Origin of the sequence: Staphylococcus auricularis (assembly GCF_001500315.1) — a bacterium.
GTDB classification, from domain to species: domain Bacteria; phylum Bacillota; class Bacilli; order Staphylococcales; family Staphylococcaceae; genus Staphylococcus; species Staphylococcus auricularis.
Genome location: NZ_LLER01000018.1, coordinates 41,400 through 60,254 on the forward strand (window position 1 = coordinate 41,400; position 18,855 = coordinate 60,254).

18 protein-coding genes are annotated in these 18,855 nt (G+C 38.0%); 1 reads left to right on the forward strand and 17 read right to left on the reverse strand.

The window, feature by feature from the left end; all coding sequences use genetic code 11:
* The 15 genes from APS80_RS08775 to APS80_RS08845 form a co-directional block, all read right to left on the reverse strand.
* Positions 1 to 543, reverse strand: coding sequence for a TIGR01440 family protein (locus tag APS80_RS08775; RefSeq protein WP_059107895.1), 543 nt, complete (start codon positions 541 to 543; stop codon positions 1 to 3).
* 350 nt (positions 544 to 893) lie between these two features.
* Positions 894 to 1,313, reverse strand: a complete 420-nt coding sequence (locus tag APS80_RS08780) for a low molecular weight protein arginine phosphatase (protein ID WP_059107896.1) — start codon at positions 1,311 to 1,313, stop codon at positions 894 to 896.
* Between the two features lie 5 nt (positions 1,314 to 1,318).
* Positions 1,319 to 2,362 carry an L-threonylcarbamoyladenylate synthase gene (locus APS80_RS08785; protein ID WP_059107897.1) on the reverse strand — a complete coding sequence of 348 codons (1,044 nt, stop codon included), beginning with the start codon at positions 2,360 to 2,362 and terminating at the stop codon, positions 1,319 to 1,321.
* A gap of 54 nt (positions 2,363 to 2,416) precedes the next feature.
* Positions 2,417 to 3,265 carry a peptide chain release factor N(5)-glutamine methyltransferase gene (gene prmC, locus APS80_RS08790; protein WP_059107898.1) on the reverse strand — a complete coding sequence of 283 codons (849 nt, stop codon included), beginning with the start codon at positions 3,263 to 3,265 and terminating at the stop codon, positions 2,417 to 2,419.
* On the reverse strand, positions 3,252 to 4,331 hold the full coding sequence (gene prfA / locus APS80_RS08795; RefSeq protein WP_059107899.1) for a peptide chain release factor 1: 1,080 nt from the start codon (positions 4,329 to 4,331) through the stop codon (positions 3,252 to 3,254). The genes prmC and prfA overlap by 14 nt, the downstream gene beginning before the upstream one ends.
* Positions 4,331 to 4,930: a thymidine kinase gene (locus APS80_RS08800; RefSeq protein ID WP_059107900.1), complete on the reverse strand. Its 600-nt coding sequence runs from the start codon at positions 4,928 to 4,930 to the stop codon at positions 4,331 to 4,333. The genes prfA and APS80_RS08800 overlap by 1 nt, the downstream gene beginning before the upstream one ends.
* 279 nt (positions 4,931 to 5,209) lie before the next feature.
* The gene (locus tag APS80_RS08805; RefSeq protein WP_059107901.1) at positions 5,210 to 5,473 is read right to left on the reverse strand and encodes a type B 50S ribosomal protein L31; all 264 of its coding nucleotides are present in this window, start codon (positions 5,471 to 5,473) and stop codon (positions 5,210 to 5,212) included.
* A gap of 149 nt (positions 5,474 to 5,622) precedes the next feature.
* On the reverse strand, positions 5,623 to 6,939 hold the full coding sequence (gene rho / locus APS80_RS08810; protein WP_059107902.1) for a transcription termination factor Rho: 1,317 nt from the start codon (positions 6,937 to 6,939) through the stop codon (positions 5,623 to 5,625).
* Positions 6,940 to 7,184: 245 nt separating this feature from the next.
* Positions 7,185 to 8,615, reverse strand: coding sequence for an aldehyde dehydrogenase family protein (locus APS80_RS08815; RefSeq protein ID WP_059107903.1), 1,431 nt, complete (start codon positions 8,613 to 8,615; stop codon positions 7,185 to 7,187).
* Positions 8,616 to 8,841: 226 nt separating this feature from the next.
* Positions 8,842 to 9,192 (reverse strand): winged helix-turn-helix transcriptional regulator, encoded by a 351-nt coding sequence (locus APS80_RS08820; RefSeq protein ID WP_059107904.1) that lies wholly within the window; start codon positions 9,190 to 9,192, stop codon positions 8,842 to 8,844.
* Positions 9,193 to 9,281: 89 nt separating this feature from the next.
* Positions 9,282 to 10,541 (reverse strand): UDP-N-acetylglucosamine 1-carboxyvinyltransferase, encoded by a 1,260-nt coding sequence (murA, locus tag APS80_RS08825; RefSeq protein ID WP_059107905.1) that lies wholly within the window; start codon positions 10,539 to 10,541, stop codon positions 9,282 to 9,284.
* Positions 10,542 to 10,968: 427 nt separating this feature from the next.
* The gene (gene fdaB / locus APS80_RS08830) at positions 10,969 to 11,826 is read right to left on the reverse strand and encodes a class IIb fructose-bisphosphate aldolase FdaB (protein WP_059107906.1); all 858 of its coding nucleotides are present in this window, start codon (positions 11,824 to 11,826) and stop codon (positions 10,969 to 10,971) included.
* Positions 11,827 to 12,072: 246 nt separating this feature from the next.
* Positions 12,073 to 13,683 (reverse strand): CTP synthase, encoded by a 1,611-nt coding sequence (pyrG, locus tag APS80_RS08835; protein WP_059107907.1) that lies wholly within the window; start codon positions 13,681 to 13,683, stop codon positions 12,073 to 12,075.
* Positions 13,684 to 13,907: 224 nt separating this feature from the next.
* Positions 13,908 to 14,480 (reverse strand): DNA-directed RNA polymerase subunit delta, encoded by a 573-nt coding sequence (rpoE, locus tag APS80_RS08840; RefSeq protein ID WP_059107908.1) that lies wholly within the window; start codon positions 14,478 to 14,480, stop codon positions 13,908 to 13,910.
* Between the two features lie 112 nt (positions 14,481 to 14,592).
* Positions 14,593 to 15,453 carry a GNAT family N-acetyltransferase gene (locus tag APS80_RS08845; RefSeq protein WP_059107909.1) on the reverse strand — a complete coding sequence of 287 codons (861 nt, stop codon included), beginning with the start codon at positions 15,451 to 15,453 and terminating at the stop codon, positions 14,593 to 14,595.
* Positions 15,454 to 15,925: 472 nt separating this feature from the next.
* Between APS80_RS08845 and coaW the strand changes: the two genes are divergently transcribed.
* Complete coding sequence (coaW, locus tag APS80_RS08850) at positions 15,926 to 16,729, forward strand: type II pantothenate kinase (protein ID WP_059107910.1); 804 nt, start codon at positions 15,926 to 15,928, stop codon at positions 16,727 to 16,729.
* A gap of 73 nt (positions 16,730 to 16,802) precedes the next feature.
* On the opposite strand, the gene APS80_RS08855 is transcribed toward coaW, so the two are convergent.
* Together APS80_RS08855 and ldmS are read right to left on the reverse strand one after the other, a co-directional pair.
* Complete coding sequence (locus APS80_RS08855) at positions 16,803 to 17,459, reverse strand: DUF2750 domain-containing protein (protein ID WP_059107911.1); 657 nt, start codon at positions 17,457 to 17,459, stop codon at positions 16,803 to 16,805.
* 201 nt (positions 17,460 to 17,660) lie between these two features.
* Positions 17,661 to 18,854, reverse strand: coding sequence for an L-aspartate--L-methionine ligase LdmS (gene ldmS / locus APS80_RS08860; RefSeq protein ID WP_059107912.1), 1,194 nt, complete (start codon positions 18,852 to 18,854; stop codon positions 17,661 to 17,663).
* Position 18,855 lies beyond the last annotated feature (1 nt).

An 18,855-nucleotide genomic window follows, 5' to 3' on the forward strand; every position in this document is an offset into this window, starting at 1 on the left:
CTATCCCCTCATTTCGTCTAAGTTATACTTCGCGCGTTCTCCACCAATTTTCTTAGGTCTTGAAGAAGCTATTGTCACGACAGCTTCACCGATGTTTTTCACTGAGGTACGTACGGGAATAGCGACATGTTTAATGTGCATACCAATCAACGTTTGGCCGATATCTATTCCTTTTGGTACTGTGATATGTTCCACTACCATTGGATCATCCATGTGTTGATAAGCATATGTAGCTAAGCTCCCACCAGCGTGTACATCTGGAACAACTGTCACTTCTTCCATCGTTAATGGATTAAAGTGTTTGCGTTCAATCGTAACGGCACGGTTGATGTGTTCACATCCCTGAAACACAAAGGATACACCTGTTTCTTCTTCTACCGCTTTTAACGCTTCAAATATGGATTTAGCGACGTCCATTGAACCTACACTTCCGATACGTTCGCCGAGCACTTCTGAGGTTGAACAACCGATGATGCATAGTTCTTCACTTTTGAAAAAATTTTGTGACTTTAATTCATTGAGCAATGTGTTTAAATCTTCCATATGCCCACCCCCTTCTTTATTTAATCCTTATGTAGTCTCTGTCGCTTGACTGAAATGCAATAGCACGCTGCTATTAATGAACATTATAACGTATTTATACACGTTCTCATACTGATTTACCATTCCGCTTCACATTTGGCCAAAATGAAGGTTCAGTTTCGGCTGAATGCTTCAGGAGTCTCGTATCGTAATGCAATCTTATAAAGCCACTTTACTCAATGATTTAGGCAATGACAATTTTTCTGAGTTTATTATAAATCCCTTCAAAATATAAAAAATGGACTTAGCATCCATCATTCATCAAAGCGTGATGTGATAGCTAAACCCAATTCATTGATTCTATTCTATTTTTAGCTTAATTTTTGCGCAAGTGTATGGATGAGTTCGTCTAGTTCTTGGTAGATGGCTTGATATGTTTCGGGACCGCCGCCAATAGGATCAGCGATATCTCCTTGTTCATCGACGTATTCTTTCAACGTATAGACATGAGCGACTTCAGGATACTGCGTCTGTAACACCATTTTATGTGTTTGGGTCATAGTTAGAATCAGATCTGCTGATAAATCTTTCGCACTAAAGTTTTGTGCGGCATCTACCATAGGCAAGTCATGGTTTTCAATGAGTGTACGGCTTTCTGAAGCGATGGGCTGTCCATCAATCGCATAGACGCCTCTAGACTCAATCTCATGATCTTTTAATTGTGATTTAGCAATACTCTCAGCTAAAGGACTTCGACAAGTATTGCCAGTACACACAAAAATGATATGCATTTGCTTTATTCCCCTTTCGCTACAGATGGTGTGGCTGCTTTTTCCATACGGTTCATAATGGCAGCTGTTTCATCACTCGGTTTAAAGCCGAAAATATATGCTTGATTGATGTTACTTCTTGCGTCAAGCTGATGTAATACATGGTATAAGTTGTGGTTCGCACCTTTGATATCTTGTTCGTTTTGACACAGTGAAATAAATGATGCTTGATCTGGTATATCATTCTGATAATTATCTGGAAAAATCAGAGCCGTTTGACTCCAATCCTTGTCACCTTGCAACGCTTGGGCTTCCTCTAACGTGCTCACAATCGTTACTGGTGTTTCTGGCGCATAATGTCTATATTTCATACCTGGTGCAATCGGTCGATCTTGATCTACCAGGCCCATACGTTCTACTTGTTGGTCAATCACCGATTCAATCATTTCAGCTGTAATGGCCCCAGGTCTCGCAATACGGAATGGCACTTGTGTACAATCTAATACGGTGCTTTCAAGCCCTTCTTCACTTTGATCTCCTTGTATAATACCATCGATACGACCATTTAAATCATGATAGACGTGGTCGAATGTTGTGGGTGAAGGTTTCCCACTTAAATTAGCACTCGGTGCTGCAATAGGAAGGTCAACCAGTTGTAGCACTTGTCGTCCAATCGGATGGCTCGGCATTCTGACAGCGATAGAATCAAGTCCTCCTGTCACACGATCGCATAAATAACCTTTTTTCAACGGTAAAATGAACGAAATAGGACCTGGCCAAAATGCATCCATCAATGTTTGCGTATCAGCTGGGATATGTGACACAAAGTCATTTAATTGATCCTCGCTGTGTACATGAATAATGAGTGGATTATCAGAAGGTCTGCCTTTAGCTTCATACACATGACGAACCGCTGATTCATCTAAAGCATTTGCTCCGAGGCCATAGACCGTTTCTGTTGGTAGCGCAATCAAACCACCTTGTCGATATATTTGTTGAATTTCACTTAAATCGGGATAACGTGTTAAGTCATCGCGATACGGTCTCAAATCCCAAACTTTAGTTTCCATCTTCGTGTCACACTCCTTTCGTCATTATTAACAATATGAACACTACAAATTCATTTACGACTCAGCAGACCACTGAAACGCAAGGATTCGATCATTGCCATTCATATCTTTTACAACATTGACCGGTATCGTCGGATACAGATTTTGAATGAACTGTTTCAGATAATCCGCCTGATGATACCCTATTTCAAACACAACATGGGCACCGGCATTGAGCACTTGGGGTAGCTGTTGTAAAATTTTTTCATAAATTGCATAGCCTTCATTTTCTGCGAATAATGCTTGTGATGGTTCATAATCAATGACCGATTGATCCATCACGTCGCGTTCATTCTGTGAAATATAGGGAGGGTTTGAGATGAGGCCGTCTACCTTAATATTTCGCTCTATTAACGGCGTCAATACGTCGCCTTTTAACCACTGAATCTCGACTTGATGGTGGCCTGCATTACGTTTAGCTACTTCGAGTGGCGCTTGATATAAATCGGTCGCATACACATCTAATGATGGCATCAACCGCTTCAACATAATTGGCAGTACACCACTTCCTGTTCCTATATCTACGACACGCTCGCCTTCGTTAAGCTGTTCCAGAAAATAAAGCATGACTTCTTCCGTTTCTGGTCGCGGAATTAAACAATCTGGGGTGACTTCAAATGTTTCACCATAAAAGGATTGAAAACCAACGATGTATTGAATCGGTTCGCCTTTGAGCATGCGCTCTACGGCCTGTTCATACATTTTCACATGGCTTTCAGGCATCTCATCGTTTAAATGCATAATCAACTGCGTCCGATTCCAGTGTAAACAATCTAGCAACAACCATTCTGCACGAGACGCTTCAAACCCTTGTTGTTGTGCTTGCTGCTGTGCAGTTTCAAGGGCTGTTTTATAGTTCACCATTGTTCAATTCTTTCAGTTTTTCGGTTTGTTCTGACATTGTTAAGGCATCTATAATTTCTTCTAATTTACCTTCCATGATTTGGTCTAATTTTTGAATCGTTAAACCGATACGATGATCTGTGACACGGTTTTGAGGATAGTTATAGGTACGAATACGTTCTGAACGATCCCCTGTACCTACTGCGGATTTACGTTCTGACGCGTATTTTTCCTCTTCTTCTTGCACTTTCATGTCATACACACGCGCTTTTAATACTTTCATCGCTTTTTCACGGTTTTTAATTTGTGATTTTTCATCTTGGGAAGTAACGACTGTGTTTGTCGGTAAGTGTGTGATACGTACGGCAGAATCCGTTGTATTTACGTGTTGGCCCCCTGCACCACTTGCACGATACGTATCGATTTTAATATCTTCATTGCGAATTTCGACTTCTACGTCTTCCGCTTCAGGTAATACAGCAACCGTCGCTGTAGACGTGTGGATACGACCACCAGATTCTGTTTCTGGTACACGTTGTACACGGTGCGCCCCGTTTTCATATTTGAGTTTAGAATAGGCGCCTTGACCTTGAATCATGAAACTCACTTCTTTATAGCCACCGTGATCACTTGCATTCATCTCTACGATATCTGTTTTGTAACCGAGCGTTTCGCTATAGCGAGAATACATGCGCAATAAGTCACCTGCAAAGATTGCCGCTTCATCGCCACCAGCTGCAGCGCGGATTTCAACAATTACGTTTTTATCATCATTAGGATCTTTAGGGATGAGTAAGAATTTCAAACGATCTTCAAGTTCAGGAATTTGTTCTTTAGAAGCATTTAAGTCTTCTTTTAAAATGTCAATTTCATCTTTATCACTTGTCTCTTGTAACATCGCTTCTATTTCTTCGATATCTTCTTTCACTTGTTTGTATTGGCGATATACATCGACCGTTTGTTGTAAATCTGCTTGTTCTTTAGAATATTGACGTAGTTTTTCAGAATCATTTACTACATCTGGGTCACTTAACATTTCATTGAGTTGTTCATATCTATCTTCTACTATCTCTAATTGATCAAACATTAATCGTTCTCCTCCTCTTCTATAGATGGTAATACAATATGGTGTGCTCGACAACGCGCTTCATAACTTTCGTCTGCACCTACTAAAATAATCGGGTCATCTATTCTTGCTGGTTTCCCATTAATCAAACGTTGAGTTCGACTTGCTGGACCGCCACACACAGAACATACCGCATGTAATTTGGTCACTTCTTCACTGACAGCCATGAGTTGTGGCATAGGTTCAAAAGGTTCTCCTCTAAAATCGAGGTCTAATCCTGCCACGATGACACGATGGCCTTGATCCGCAAGTTTTTGTGCAATATGAACAATTTCTTTTTCGAAAAATTGTACTTCATCAATACCGATCACATCTACATCGGTTAAATCTTGTTTGAATATTTCAGAAGCTGTCGTAATATTAAACGCTTCAACTGAATTACCATTGTGTGACACAATTTTATCTTTATGATAGCGATCGTCTATAGCGGGTTTAAAAACGATCACTTTTTGTTTTGCATACAAGCCGCGGCGTAAGCGACGAATCAGTTCTTCTGATTTTCCGCTAAACATGCTGCCTGTAATACATTCTATCCACCCACATTGGTGCGCTTCATTCATCGTCAGTTCCACCCTTTTCAAAACATAATCGATTCATTATATCATATTTTGTATGTATATATCTTCCGTTTCATCGTATTTTGAAAATACAAAAAAGGAGCAGGATTGCTTTCACAAAATCATTTCATGATTGGCCAGAGTACCACGTATTCCGCTCTGATCACCTATGAAACCGTATTGCATAAAGTGTCAACGCTCTACACAAGTTCATCATCATGATGCTCAAGAACGATAAAAGGCTGGGACGATAAACTGCCCCAGCCTGTTGAAAAAACAATATTAATTGTTGTCGTTGCTTGATTTGAATCCGAATTTCTTGTTGAAACGTTCTACACGACCATCCGCAGCAGCGAATTTTTGACGTCCTGTGTAGAATGGATGTGAATCAGAAGACACGTCTAAACGAATAACTGGATATTCGTTACCGTCTTCCCATTTCATAGTTTCTGATGATGTTTTAGTTGAACCACTTAAGAATTTAAAATCTGTAGTTGTATCTAAAAAGATAACTTTGTGGTATTCGGGATGAATGCCTTGTTTCATTATTTTCAGCTCCTTTGCCCTGAACCATCTGGAACAGAGTTATTTGTGAGTTTCTTACCCAATACTAAATTATTATAAATGTTAGCGATATAAAACGCAACCCATTATTGTAAAATTTCTATGGTGAAACGCAACCTTTGCAAATCACCTTAAATGATTGGTTTACCAGTTTTCGTACTTTCTTTCGCAGCTTCTTGTAACTGTTTAAAGAATTCATCGTTATCATTCGTACGTTTTAATTTTCGGATAAAGCGTTCTGTAAAATCTACAGAATCAGTAAACATGTTACGTAGTTGCCATAGTGATTCCATATCTTTTGGTGAGATTAACAATTCTTCTTTACGCGTAGAACTACGTCTAATATCAATAGCTGGGAAGATACGACGTTCAGCTAATTTACGATCTAAGTGAAGTTCCATGTTACCCGTTCCTTTGAACTCCTCATAAATCATGTCATCCATGCGAGAACCTGTATCGACAAGTGCGGTCGCAAGAATAGTCAAACTACCACCTGCTTCAATATTTCTCGCTGCACCAAAAAAGGCTTTCGGTTTGTGCAGTGATACTGGATCTAAACCACCAGAAAGTGTACGGCCACTCGGTGGGATGACTAAGTTGTAGGCACGAGCTAAACGTGTGATGGAATCCATTAAGATAATCACGTCTTTTCCGATTTCTACAAGACGTTTTGCGCGTTCGAGTAGTAACTCTGCAACCTTAACATGGTGTTGCGGTGGCTCATCAAAAGTAGAATGTACAACCTCAACACTTTCTACAGAGCGTTCAATATCTGTCACCTCTTCAGGACGTTCACCTACAAGCAAGATGAACAATTCTGCGTCGGGTTTATTTTCAGCAATTGCATTTGCGATGTCTTTCAATAAGGATGTCTTACCTGCTTTAGGTGGAGCCACGATTAAACCACGTTGGCCAAAACCAATCGGAGAAATTAAATCCATGATACGCGTTGAATAATTTTCAGCTGTAGTTTCGAGAACAATACGTTCTTCAGGATAGAGAGGTGTTAAAGCTTGAAAGTGGGGACGTTTTTTGACTTCTTCGGCATTTTCATCGTTGACAAAATCAACTTGCAAGAGACCGTAATACTTTTCATTGTCTTTAGGCTTTCTAACCTTTCCGGTCACTTTATCGCCGCGTTTGATTTCAAAACGTCTGATTTGGCTTGCGGAGATGTAAATATCTTTTTCACCTTTGGAATAGTTGACTGTTCTTAAAAAGCCATAACCATCAGGTTGAATATCATCTAAGATGCCTTCCATATAATAATTGCCGTCTTTTTCCATCTGTGCTTCCATGATGGCTAAGACTAATTCTTTTTTATTCAATTTACTATAATTAACTAGCTTGAGTGACTTCGCTCTTTGTGTGAGTTCTTTTGTCGTATAATTTTTATATAATTCGTGGAAAGACTCATATTGAGGAGATGTACGTTCTTTTCCAGGCATAATCTTGCACCCATTTCATATTTTAATATTTTTTGAACTGATCAAAATTAATCTCATGTACCTCACTAACTATAGCAAATTTTTCATACAAACACAAAACGAATTTAAATTGCTAACCCGCTTCAATATGTAAAAAATATATACGGAAATTCATTTTAAAAAAGAATAAAAAAAGTGGCTGAAAACATAACCACGATGTTTCAGCCACTTCGCTTTCATTCAAGTTGATATGAGAATGTGTTTGATTATTCTTCGGAATAACCTGCGATTGATTTCACTTCTAAGAATTCTTCGATACCGTAGTCGCCCCATTCACGACCTAAACCAGATTGTTTGTAACCACCGAATGGAAGGTCTGGTGTACGACCTGATTCGTTGATTTCAACAGTACCTGCTTCGATTGAACGAGCAACACGTTGTAATGTTTCTTGATCTTTACCAAATACATAACCAGCTAAGCCGTATTTAGTATCGTTCGCAATTTCGATTGATTCGTCTAAATCATTGTAAGTGATGATAGACATCACTGGACCAAAGATTTCTTCTTGTGCAATTGTCATTTTGTTATCTACATTGTTAAAGATAGTTGGACGTGCGAAGTAACCTTTGTCTAAGCCTTCAGGTTTACCAGGGCCACCGAAGAATAACTCAGCACCTTCTTCAACACCTTTATCGATGTAGCTTTGAACTTGATCAAATTGTTTTTTGTTGATGATTGGACCAACGTCTGTTTCTTCAGAACGAGGATCACCGACTTTAACGTTTTCGAATTGTTCTTTAACAGCTGTTAAGAATTCTTCTTTTTTGCTTTCTGGAACAAGTGTACGTGTACCTGCTGTACAAACTTGACCTGTATTATTAACGACTTTGCTTGTCGCACCTTTAGCTGCTTCTGTGATATCAGCATCATCAAGGATAATGTAAGGTGATTTACCACCTAATTCAAGAGAAACTTTTGTGATGTCTTCTGCAGCTTTTTGCATGATTTTAGAACCAACTGCACCTGATCCTGTGAATGATACCATGCGGATATCTGGATGTTCTGCAATTGGATTACCAACGTTTTCACCGTCACCATTGACAAGGTTAAATACACCTTTAGGTACGCCTACTTTATCGAAAATTTCTGCTAAAATAATAGTGGCATAAGGTGTTTCTTCAGATGGTTTAAGTACCACTGGACAACCTGCTGCGAATGCTGCTGCTAATTTTAATGCTGTTTGGTTTGTTGGGAAGTTCCATGGTGTGATTAAACCTGCAACACCGATCGCTTCTTTCATCACTAAGTTATTTCCACGTTTTTCTTCGAATTGGAAATCATCTAAAGCGTCTCTTGCAGCTGTGAAATGATCTAAGCCCATTTGATAATGTGTGTTTTCAGATACTGATAAAGGAGAACCTAATTCTTCTGTGATGGCATCGATAATGTCATCTTTTCTGTTTTGATATTCTTTAACGATACGATCTAATAAATCTTGGCGTTCTTTTACTGGTGTGTTGCGAAAATCTAAATATACGTCTTTAGCGGCTTTAACTGCTTGGTCAACGTCTTCTTTATTACCGTTTGCAATTGTGCCGATAACTTCTTCAGTTGCTGGATTGATAACTTCAAGTGTTTCGTTACTATTACTATCTACCCATTCACCATTAATATACTGTTTAGTGTAGTTTTTCATTATCTCAACACTCCTTAATTCTTAATCATATATATATTATATTGACATGCTTCCGCTTTTCTAAACATAAAAAGAACGATTAAACCTCGAAACTCAACCTAGCATTTTCGCTAAACGTCAGTGATTTCTACAAAATCTTCTGCGGTTGATCGGATTTAATCGTTCTCATTTATTACTAATTTAAATGCGTTAGATCGTTGATGCAGATCGCATAACGATGCTTACATTATTGTGCGTTTTTGTCGTCTTGAGCACTTTCTTGTTCTAAATTAATAAAGGTATGTGCCCAATTTTCCAATGGTTTTAACGCTTCTGCCAGTGCGACACCTTTTTCTGTTAATTGATATCTAATTTGTACTGGCTGTTTAGATGTTATTTGTTTTTCAACTAATCCCCATCCACCTAACTCACTCAGTTTCATACTTAAAGAGCGTGGTGTAATTTTTTTTAAATCTCGTTTGATTTCTGAAAAATGTGCCGTCTGCTCTGGACACTGAGACAAGTAGTTGATGATAAGGCCATTCCAGCTTTTACCTACAATTTTAAAAGTTTCTTCTAGATATGGGCAAACTTCCATCAATATCACCTCTCCCAATTGGTTCATTCCCAATATCATTGTATATTTTCACTTATTATCACTTTTATTATACAATGATACCACAAATCTTAAACTTCTTCAGTCCACACATCTGCACCTAAAGATTTCAATGTTTTCACGATGTCTGTATAACCTCTGTAGATGTGTTTAACATTGTAGATAGTTGTGACATCTTGGGTTAATAAACCAGCAACGATCAAGCATGCGCCGGCACGTAAGTCACTCGCATAAACTTCTGCGCCAGATAACGTTGAAGGTTTGATTGTAGCTGTACCGTCGTCAGTCGTAATAGATGCACCCATACGTTCTAACTCATCGACATGTTTAAAACGTTTTGGATAAATTGTATCAGTTACTGTAGAAATACCGTCACACATTGTAAGTAATGGTGTAATGGGTTGTTGTAAATCTGTTGCAAAACCAGGATAAACTACCGTTTTAATGTCTACGCTTTGATACGTATCACCTTTACTAATCACAGCGTGATCTTCTTGAACGTCAACGTTAACGCCGAGTTCTTTTAATTTCACTGTAAGAGGTTCCATATGTTTAGGAATAATATTGTTAATTCTTACATCTTCTCCACAGGCTGCGGCCATGCACATGTACGTACCTGCTTCGATACGGTCAGGAATGACTGTATGTGTAGTTCCGTGTAAATGATCTGTCCCTTCAATTTTAATTGAAGTGGTACCTGCACCTTTAATGTTTGCGCCTAAACTCATCAAGAAGTTCGCCACGTCAACGACTTCTGGTTCTTTCGCAGCATTTTCAATCACTGTGCGTCCTTCAGCACGAACTGCTGCTAACATAATATTAATTGTGGCACCGACACTCACCACATCTAAATAAACTTCAGCACCTGCTAAGTGTTCCGCTTCTAATTTCATAGATGTGCTACTTGATTCATCGACTTCTGCACCTAATGCTTTGAAGCCTTTAATATGTTGATCGATCGGTCTAGGTCCAAGTGGGCATCCCCCTGGTAAACCAATCACGCATTTATTGAAACGGCTAAGCATTGCTCCCATCATATAATATGAAGCACGTAATGATTGCACTTTATGATTAGGTAGGGGTGCATTTTTTATTTCAGTAGGATCTACATGTAAAGTTGTGCCATCAATCTCAGTTTTAATATTTAAATCCTCTAATAAACTGACTAATGTATCTATATCTGAAATTTGAGGTAAGCCTTCAATCGTCACAGGTTCTTCTGCTAAAATAGTAGCCGGAATAATCGCTACTGCACTGTTTTTAGCACCGTGAATGTCTACTGTCCCTTTAAGTGTTTGACCACCTCTAATTTTAATCACTTCTTGAGCCATAGCTTAATCTCCTTTATATTTGTCCTACTTATTTTTTACATCATGAGCATTATAAATGAAAAGAATACGGTTTGCAAAATGAGAAAACAACGACAGCCTTCATTTTTTAGGTCAACGATTTATGATAACCCTTACACATAAATCGTGCATCGACAGTCACTCATACTCATGCAAGGTAAATGGTTTCGTTTGTAGCACAAAGTTGTACTTTAGCATAAATTATTATAGCACAATTTAAGCTATACGCTGAATGATAGAACTGCACACAAAGAAACGAGACCTCGGTATTTGACCCTTTTGCTTTAGATGTGTAAGGCTAACGCACATCTGCAGGCTTCGCTGAGCTGTTATCAACTAAAGAATCACATTGAGATCTCGTTTTATATAAGATGATTTTTACTTTGTATTGTGATGAGTGAGATGACGTTTAAGCTTTATTCGCTGTGCCAAATTCTCTAATTTTGCCTTTGACTGTTTCTTTAATTGCTTCACGTGCAGGTCCTAGGTATTTACGTGGATCATATACATCTTTATCGTTGTTGAGGACGTCACGTACTGCTTTTGCTGATGCAATTTGATTTTCAGTGTTTACATTAATTTTAGCTGTGCCGAATGGAATCGCTTTTTGAATATCTTTGGTTGGGATACCTGTTCCTCCGTGAAGTACGAGTGGTAAACCAGTTGAAGCACCAATTTCTTCCATTTCTTTAAAACCTAATTTCGGTTCACCTTTGTATGGACCGTGTACTGAGCCTAAAGCTGGCGCAAGTGTATCGATACCTGTACGTTCAACAAGCTCTTGGCACTCTTTTGGATCTGCATAGATGATACCATCTGCCACAACATCGTCTTCTTGTCCACCTACTGTACCGAGTTCAGCTTCTACAGAAACACCGTGTTGGTGTGCATATTCCACTACTTTGGATGTGATTGCCACATTATCTTCAAATGATTCATGAGAGGCATCAATCATGACAGATGTGAAACCTGCATCAATCGCTTCTTTACATTTATCGAAACTAGAACCATGGTCTAAGTGAATCGCAACAGGCACAGTAATATTTAAATCATGGATTAACCCTTCCACCATTTTCACTACTGTATAAAATCCGCTCATATAACGTGCTGCGCCTTCAGACACACCAAGAATCACTGGTGCATTTTCTTCTTGAGAAGCTTCTAAGATAGCTTGAGTAAATTCCAAATTGTTTAAATTGTATTGTCCAACCGCATAACCATTTTCTTTCGCGTCAATTAACATTTCCTTCATTGAAACTAAAGGCATTGTAGTTCCTCCTATTCGTGCATTACGCACGTCTTTTTCAAATTCAAACTGATTATACCAGAATTCCACCCCATGTACAGAAATACTTTTAAATGAAAACGTTTTTATTTTGCATTTTTAATTATTGGCTATTCGAGGCAGTATTTTCGACGTTAAAAGGAACGATGCCATGATGATTTTATTAAAAAAAGACTAAGTCTCGCGCATCAGTGCGCATCTAGACTTAGCCCTATCATACTCATTTTATTATTTACGTTGTTGGTAGTTTAAACTTGCTTCAATAAATGATTTGAAGATTGGATGTGGACGGTTAGGTCTTGATAAGAATTCAGGGTGGAATTGACAAGCGATGAAGAAATCATTTTTCGGCAATTCAACCATTTCAATCAAGCGCCCATCTGGACTTGTAGCTGAGAATACTAAACCAGCTTCTTCTAATTGTTCACGGAAATCGTTGTTAAATTCATAACGGTGGCGGTGTCTTTCAGCAATATCTTGTTCTGAATAAATCTCACTCGCCATTGTTCCTTCTTTAATATGTGCTGGATATAGGCCAAGTCTCAATGTACCACCTAAATCTTCAATGTCTTTTTGTTCAGGTAATAGGTCAATAATTGGGTACGGTGTTTCTGGATCTAACTCTGCAGAATGTGCACCTTCTAATCCTAAGACGTTACGCGCATATTCTACAGTCGCGAGTTGCATACCTAAGCAAATACCAAAGTACGGTACGTTATTTTCACGTGCGTATTGAATTGCTGCAATTTTACCTTCGCTTGCACGGAAACCAAAGCCACCCGGAACTAAAATACCATCTGCTTCTGATAAGTATTCAGCCGCATTATCAGGTGTAAGTAGACTAGAATCAATCCAGTTCACTTCAATGTCTTTTTTGAATGGGTAACCAGCATGGCGCAATGATTCAACGACAGATAAATAAGCATCTTGTAAGCTTACATATTTACCTACGAGCGCAATATTAACGGTACCTTCTAAGTGATTCACTGTATCTAATAAGTATTGCCATTCATCTAATTGTGTTTCATATTTAGCTTCTAATTGAAGGCGATCAATGACGATGTCGTCCATATTTTGATCGCTGAGTTGTAATGGAATTTCATATAGAGAAGATGCATCACGACATTCAATGACACTTTCTTTTTCAATGTCACAGAACAATGCAATTTTATCTTTCAAGTCTTGCGTCATTTCATATTCAGATCTCACGACGATAAGATCTGGTTGAATACCAAGACCACGTAGTTCTTTGACGCTATGTTGTGTTGGTTTTGTTTTCATTTCGCCCGCTGCTTTTATATAAGGTAATAAAGTACAGTGGACATACATGACATTTTCTCTACCTAAGTCACTGCGAATTTGACGGATGGCTTCGATGAATGGGAGTGATTCAATGTCACCCGTAGTCCCACCAATTTCTGTGATTACGACATCCGCATTCGTACTTTCACCTGCTAATAATAAGCGTTCTTTAATTTCATTCGTAATATGTGGAATGACTTGAACTGTACCGCCTAAATAGTCACCACGGCGTTCTTTTTTCAGTACATGGGAGTAAACTTTTCCTGCTGTAACGTTTGAATATTTGTTTAGGTTAATATCGATAAAACGTTCATAATGTCCTAAATCCAAATCTGTTTCTGCACCATCGTCAGTGACAAATACTTCACCATGTTGATACGGACTCATCGTACCCGGATCGACATTGAGGTAAGGGTCAAACTTTTGAATGGTTACATTTAATCCTCTATCTTTTAACAATCTACCTAATGAAGCTGCAGTGATTCCTTTACCTAATGAAGAAACTACCCCACCAGTTACAAATATAAATTTTGTCATTTCTAGTCCTCCTACTTCCAAACGTTAATCTCCACGACTTATTCATCGCATTGAATCGTAATTTTTAGTTTTTTAATGCGTTTATTTTTCACATCATTATTATTAATAAAAAAATCGCTCCCTCTCACGTATTGTAAGGGGGAGCGTATGGTTTATACACGTTGTCCTATTTAAAGGAGCCCAAACTAAATTCTATCATTTTGCGTCAAAAAGTCAATTATAAATTATGATGATTCTTCATTGAAATCTTCATCGTCTGATGTTTCTTCTTGATCAGCAATCGCCGCTTCATCTTCTTCTAATTCGTCATCTTCGTCTTCATCAATAACGATATCAGAATCATTGATTTCTTCTTCAGTTTGACTGTCATCATTAGGTGTTTCAGCTGCATCTAATGTTTCTTGGTCATCGGTGCTGGCTGGAATATCGTCGTCATCGTCATGATCATCGTCACCTAATAATTTTAAGTTTTTATCTTCTTCATCTTCATCGTCTAAGATATCAAATTTTTGAATTGTTGGCGCGATTTTTTCTTCAATGTCAGCGACAGAGTACCAGTCGCGTAAGCCCCATTCATTTTCTCCAACATTTAAGAATCGACCGTCTGTGTTTAAGTCTGTGTAAAATTGTACGATGCGGTCTTCAATTTGTTTATCTGTATATTCGCCTAATGCTTTAAGCTCATCTATCATGTCATACAAGTTCATTGTAGTACCTTTTTCTTCTAACATTGTATGAGCCATATCAATGAAGGATTTCTCATCAACCATTTCTTTTGTATAATCTTGAATTTTCATACTACATATACTTCCTTTCACAGGCATTTATCAAAAATTCATTGTCGTCGTAACTCTATTTATGGTAACAAATTTAAATTATAAATGACAACACGTGATTTCGCAACGCATATTAGTAGTTTATGTATTTTTCAAAAACAGTGAAGTATGCGTTACTTGCTACGTCGACAAAATTACTTGCATGACAGAGCGGTTTGAATTCATTTTCCTCACCGTATAGCGTAATGCGAATTTGTTTCACCGCTTCAAAATGCTTACGCACATACGTAGCCAATTGTCTTAAGGCACTTTCAGCGATACCATTACCGCGTTCAGTTTCTACGACTTCTATCGCGTGAATAACGAGTGTTTGTTCTTGTTGTTCGAGCGCTAAAAAGCCAACTTGTTGATCATCTTTATTTAAATCCACAATCGTAATCTCTTCTATAGACGCATCTTCGTTAGGTTTTAATCTAAGGGAAGACACATATTTAGAATCTAAATCTAAATAATATAAGCGTTCTTTTCCAATCGGTCCTTCTTCTTTCGTAGCTGCATGCATGAAACCTGCACGTTCATAAACATTCCATGCACTTTTATTTTCAGCATCTACGACAAGATATAAATGGTTAAAATCAGGGAATAAAGTTTGTACATATTGCGGTAAATACATCATCATTTTAGTACCGTACCCTTTCCCTTGATGTGCTTCGTTGATTGATAATGAGCGCACATATACGACATGATTCGGTGTATCATAGCCTTCGTGTTGATAGTATTGATGTAATACGAAGAATCCTACCACTTCATCTTCTTCATTTAATACGATATTTGCCGTCCGATCTTCATCATTGAGCGCATCGTCCAGCACCTCTTTAGGTAAAGAAGAATAGACTTGTTGTCTTTCACTTAATACAAAATCATATAACGCATCTCTATAGCGCTCCTCATAGACTTGTACTGTTATATCTTCATATTGTTCTTTTACAAACATCTTTATATCCCCCAGTTTATTAATTGGTTCATCTTTTTTAATTTTCATTCGTTTAATTTGATGGTTTCATCTCATTTTGTTGCCAGGCTTAAAATCTGCTTAATTATAAAACCTTCATTCAGATAAGATGAAACATAACTTAATATTTTATTCCCCTTATTCTCTGTAATAATCCTTAATCACGCGTAAATAAGCTAATTTCAGTGATTTGAAATGATAAATATTGTGAAAAATATACATTTGTAAAGCAAAGCGTCATGATTTCTTCACAATTAGCTCTACGCATCATGGCATATCTACATATGACTGCGTTTTTATGATTGTGCGCGATTAGATTTAAGTGGTATCAGGTAGTAAAGCGCTTACGAAAATCTTTACATTAGGACTCCTCTTTCGTTAATATAATATTGATTTAACTTAATATCTTTGCAACCTATTGTATGGTTTAAAATTATTTAGGAGTGGTCTAGTCATGAAAGTAGGCATTGACGCAGGTGGGACATTAATTAAAATCGTCAAAGTCCAAGATAATGAACGGAGTTATGAAACAACTTTAACAACAAATATCGATGAAGTCATTCAATGGTTAAATAGTGAAACCTTTGAATCCATTAGCTTAACAGGAGGTAATGCAGGCGTCATCAAAGATCAACTCAAACAAGACGCGAATACATTTGTAGAATTCGACGCAGCTGCAAAAGGATTACATATCTTATTAGAAGAACAAGGTTACTATCTCGATGATTATATTTTCTCAAATGTCGGTACAGGGACTTCGATCCACTATTATGATGGCACTAAACAACAACGTGTCGGTGGCATCGGTACAGGTGGCGGTATGATTCAAGGTTTAGGATTCTTACTCACTGGTATCAAAGACTACAAAACACTGACTGATACAGCACAACAAGGTGATCGAGAATTAATAGATTTAAAAGTGAAACACATTTATAAAGATTCAGAACCACCTATTTCAGGTGACTTAACTGCCGCAAACTTTGCTCATGTCATGCAACATATGGATGAAGATTTTTCTGATGCAGATAAACTTGCTTCTGTCGTAGGTGTCGTAGGTGAAGTTGTCACAACAATGTCCATCACCGTTGCACGCGAATATCAAACTGAAAATGTCGTTTATATTGGATCTTCATTCCACAATGATTCATTATTACGGAAAGTCGTTGAAGATTATACGATCTTACGTGGTTGCAAACCATATTATATTGACCATGGTGCTTTTTCTGGTGCCCTCGGTACGATTTATCTAAACGCTTAAATCTAAAAAAGAGTAGGATGAAAACCTGTTTATAAGAACAAGGTTTCTATCCTACTCTTTTATTTATGATAGATTAATACATTTCATCTGCTAAAGTTTGGGCAGATACGACTGTTCCAACGACCCCAGCTTTTAAGTCGACGCCAACCGCATTATCATCATCACGGAGTTCATCTAACCATTCCGCAAAGACTTCTCCTTCAATTTCAATAACTTCACATTCTTCAAAGTCATGGTCACGCACTTTTGCTGCTCTGTTACGGATACTCCAAACAGGCATGATGTGTGGTTTTTCATCTGGTTTATCACCAATCATGATGAAGTGGTTTTCATCTTTACGTGTTAAACCGTATACTGAATCTTCTTTCGCAACATCTTTGGCGAATTCTTTCACACGGATGTTATCTAATTCAGTCATTAATTCTTCAGTGACTTCTACAATATCAATTTGTGTCCCTTCTTCGTCAGCTGAAGGATTAATTAACACATGATCCCCTTTATCAAAGACCTCATCTACTTCATACGTCGCAAAACGATCGATATCCATTTCATGAATCTTGTCATAAGGCACTTGTGCATCTTTTAAATAACTTTCTGCTAAATCACGATCAGACCATGCGCAAATGTAGTCTGAATCTTTAGCGCGAATCATTTTTTTGTCTTTTGTAGCGATGTAAAAGATTTCTGTTACCAGTATATCACGAAAAAATGACTGTTCTTTATACGACATAATTTAACCCTCGTTTCATAAATTTGTATGCAATTAACAATATATATGACTCCTATATGGTAGTCAAACAACATCGTTTGACACGAGGGTTTAAGTGACGATGGATTCAAAAATTAAACATTACTGTCAAACCACTGAAACCTGTGAAAGAAACTCTTTTTTTGAAAAGAGATTGTCTTAAAAGACGATGAAGCGCACTGCTCATCCCTCGAGTTCGGCTAAAAATTGTGCTTCGAGCTGTTCCACTTCTTCTTTACTAGATGCATGCCAAATACATCCAAAACGCGACGGTACTTCTTCTGAGGTATACCATTCGCCGTCATAGTAAGAAAGCGGGAACAGCACGTGTTGTTTCACATATTTTAAGATCGTTTCAAAGAAGTGTGTATTATCACATGGCGAAATATAACTATAAAACTTGTGATAACCCTCATTGAGTTCCGGTTCGAGTAGTAACATACTCGTCGAACCATTTTGTCTAAAGTTGAGATCAATGGCGTAAACTTCATCTTGATCGTCGAGCAGTAAATCAAATCCTGCTACGCCAAAGAATCCTTGTTCAACACCCAATTCCATGATTTCACGTCCTGCATCAATCACATTTTGAGGGACGTCTTTCACATTCTGATTGCCTTTATAAAAACCATATCGATCGGTTAATTGTTCTGCAGTCCTTAAATACTGTAGTCCTAATTCATCACTATAGGCATACTGCACACAATAGTTCGCCACCGCTTCTACTTTTTGTTCAATAATGATATGTTGGGTCGCTTCTTCAGCTTGGTGAATGCGTCGTGATGCTTTTTCCAGATCCGCTTCGTCATAACAAATCATCACACCATAGCCACCCGCAGTAGGAAGATCGTCTCCTGGTTTTAATACAAATGGAAAATCCCACTCTTTAATAACACCATCAAAGTCTTCAAGCGTGACAATTTGACGGCGTGGTAGATAACGTCCTCCTGTCCATTCTTCAATCCGCGCTTTATTATTTAATGCGATAAACGTTTCTTTATTTAACGCATAATGGGCTGCATCTAGCACTTCGTCCCCATGCACATATTGGAAATAAATCTTTTTATCCTCATTCAAAGCAAGACGTTGGATTAAGGATTCATAACTCTCTTGATCGTGAAAACGATAAATCGAATCAGGTATTGAGAAGCCAATTGCGTCAAATAATTGTGATAATTTATCAGTAACACTCGCTTCATGTACGATGACTGGCATCTGATTTGCGATTAACAATTCACGTCCCGTCAAAAAATTAGATTGATGTTCGGCTGGTTCAAGCCATGGATTAGAAGTATAAGATGGTCTCGATGTATAAACGACATTGCTATCGTATAAGTCACTTAACGTTAGTTTAGGATGTAATCCCCGAAGTTCTGTCATA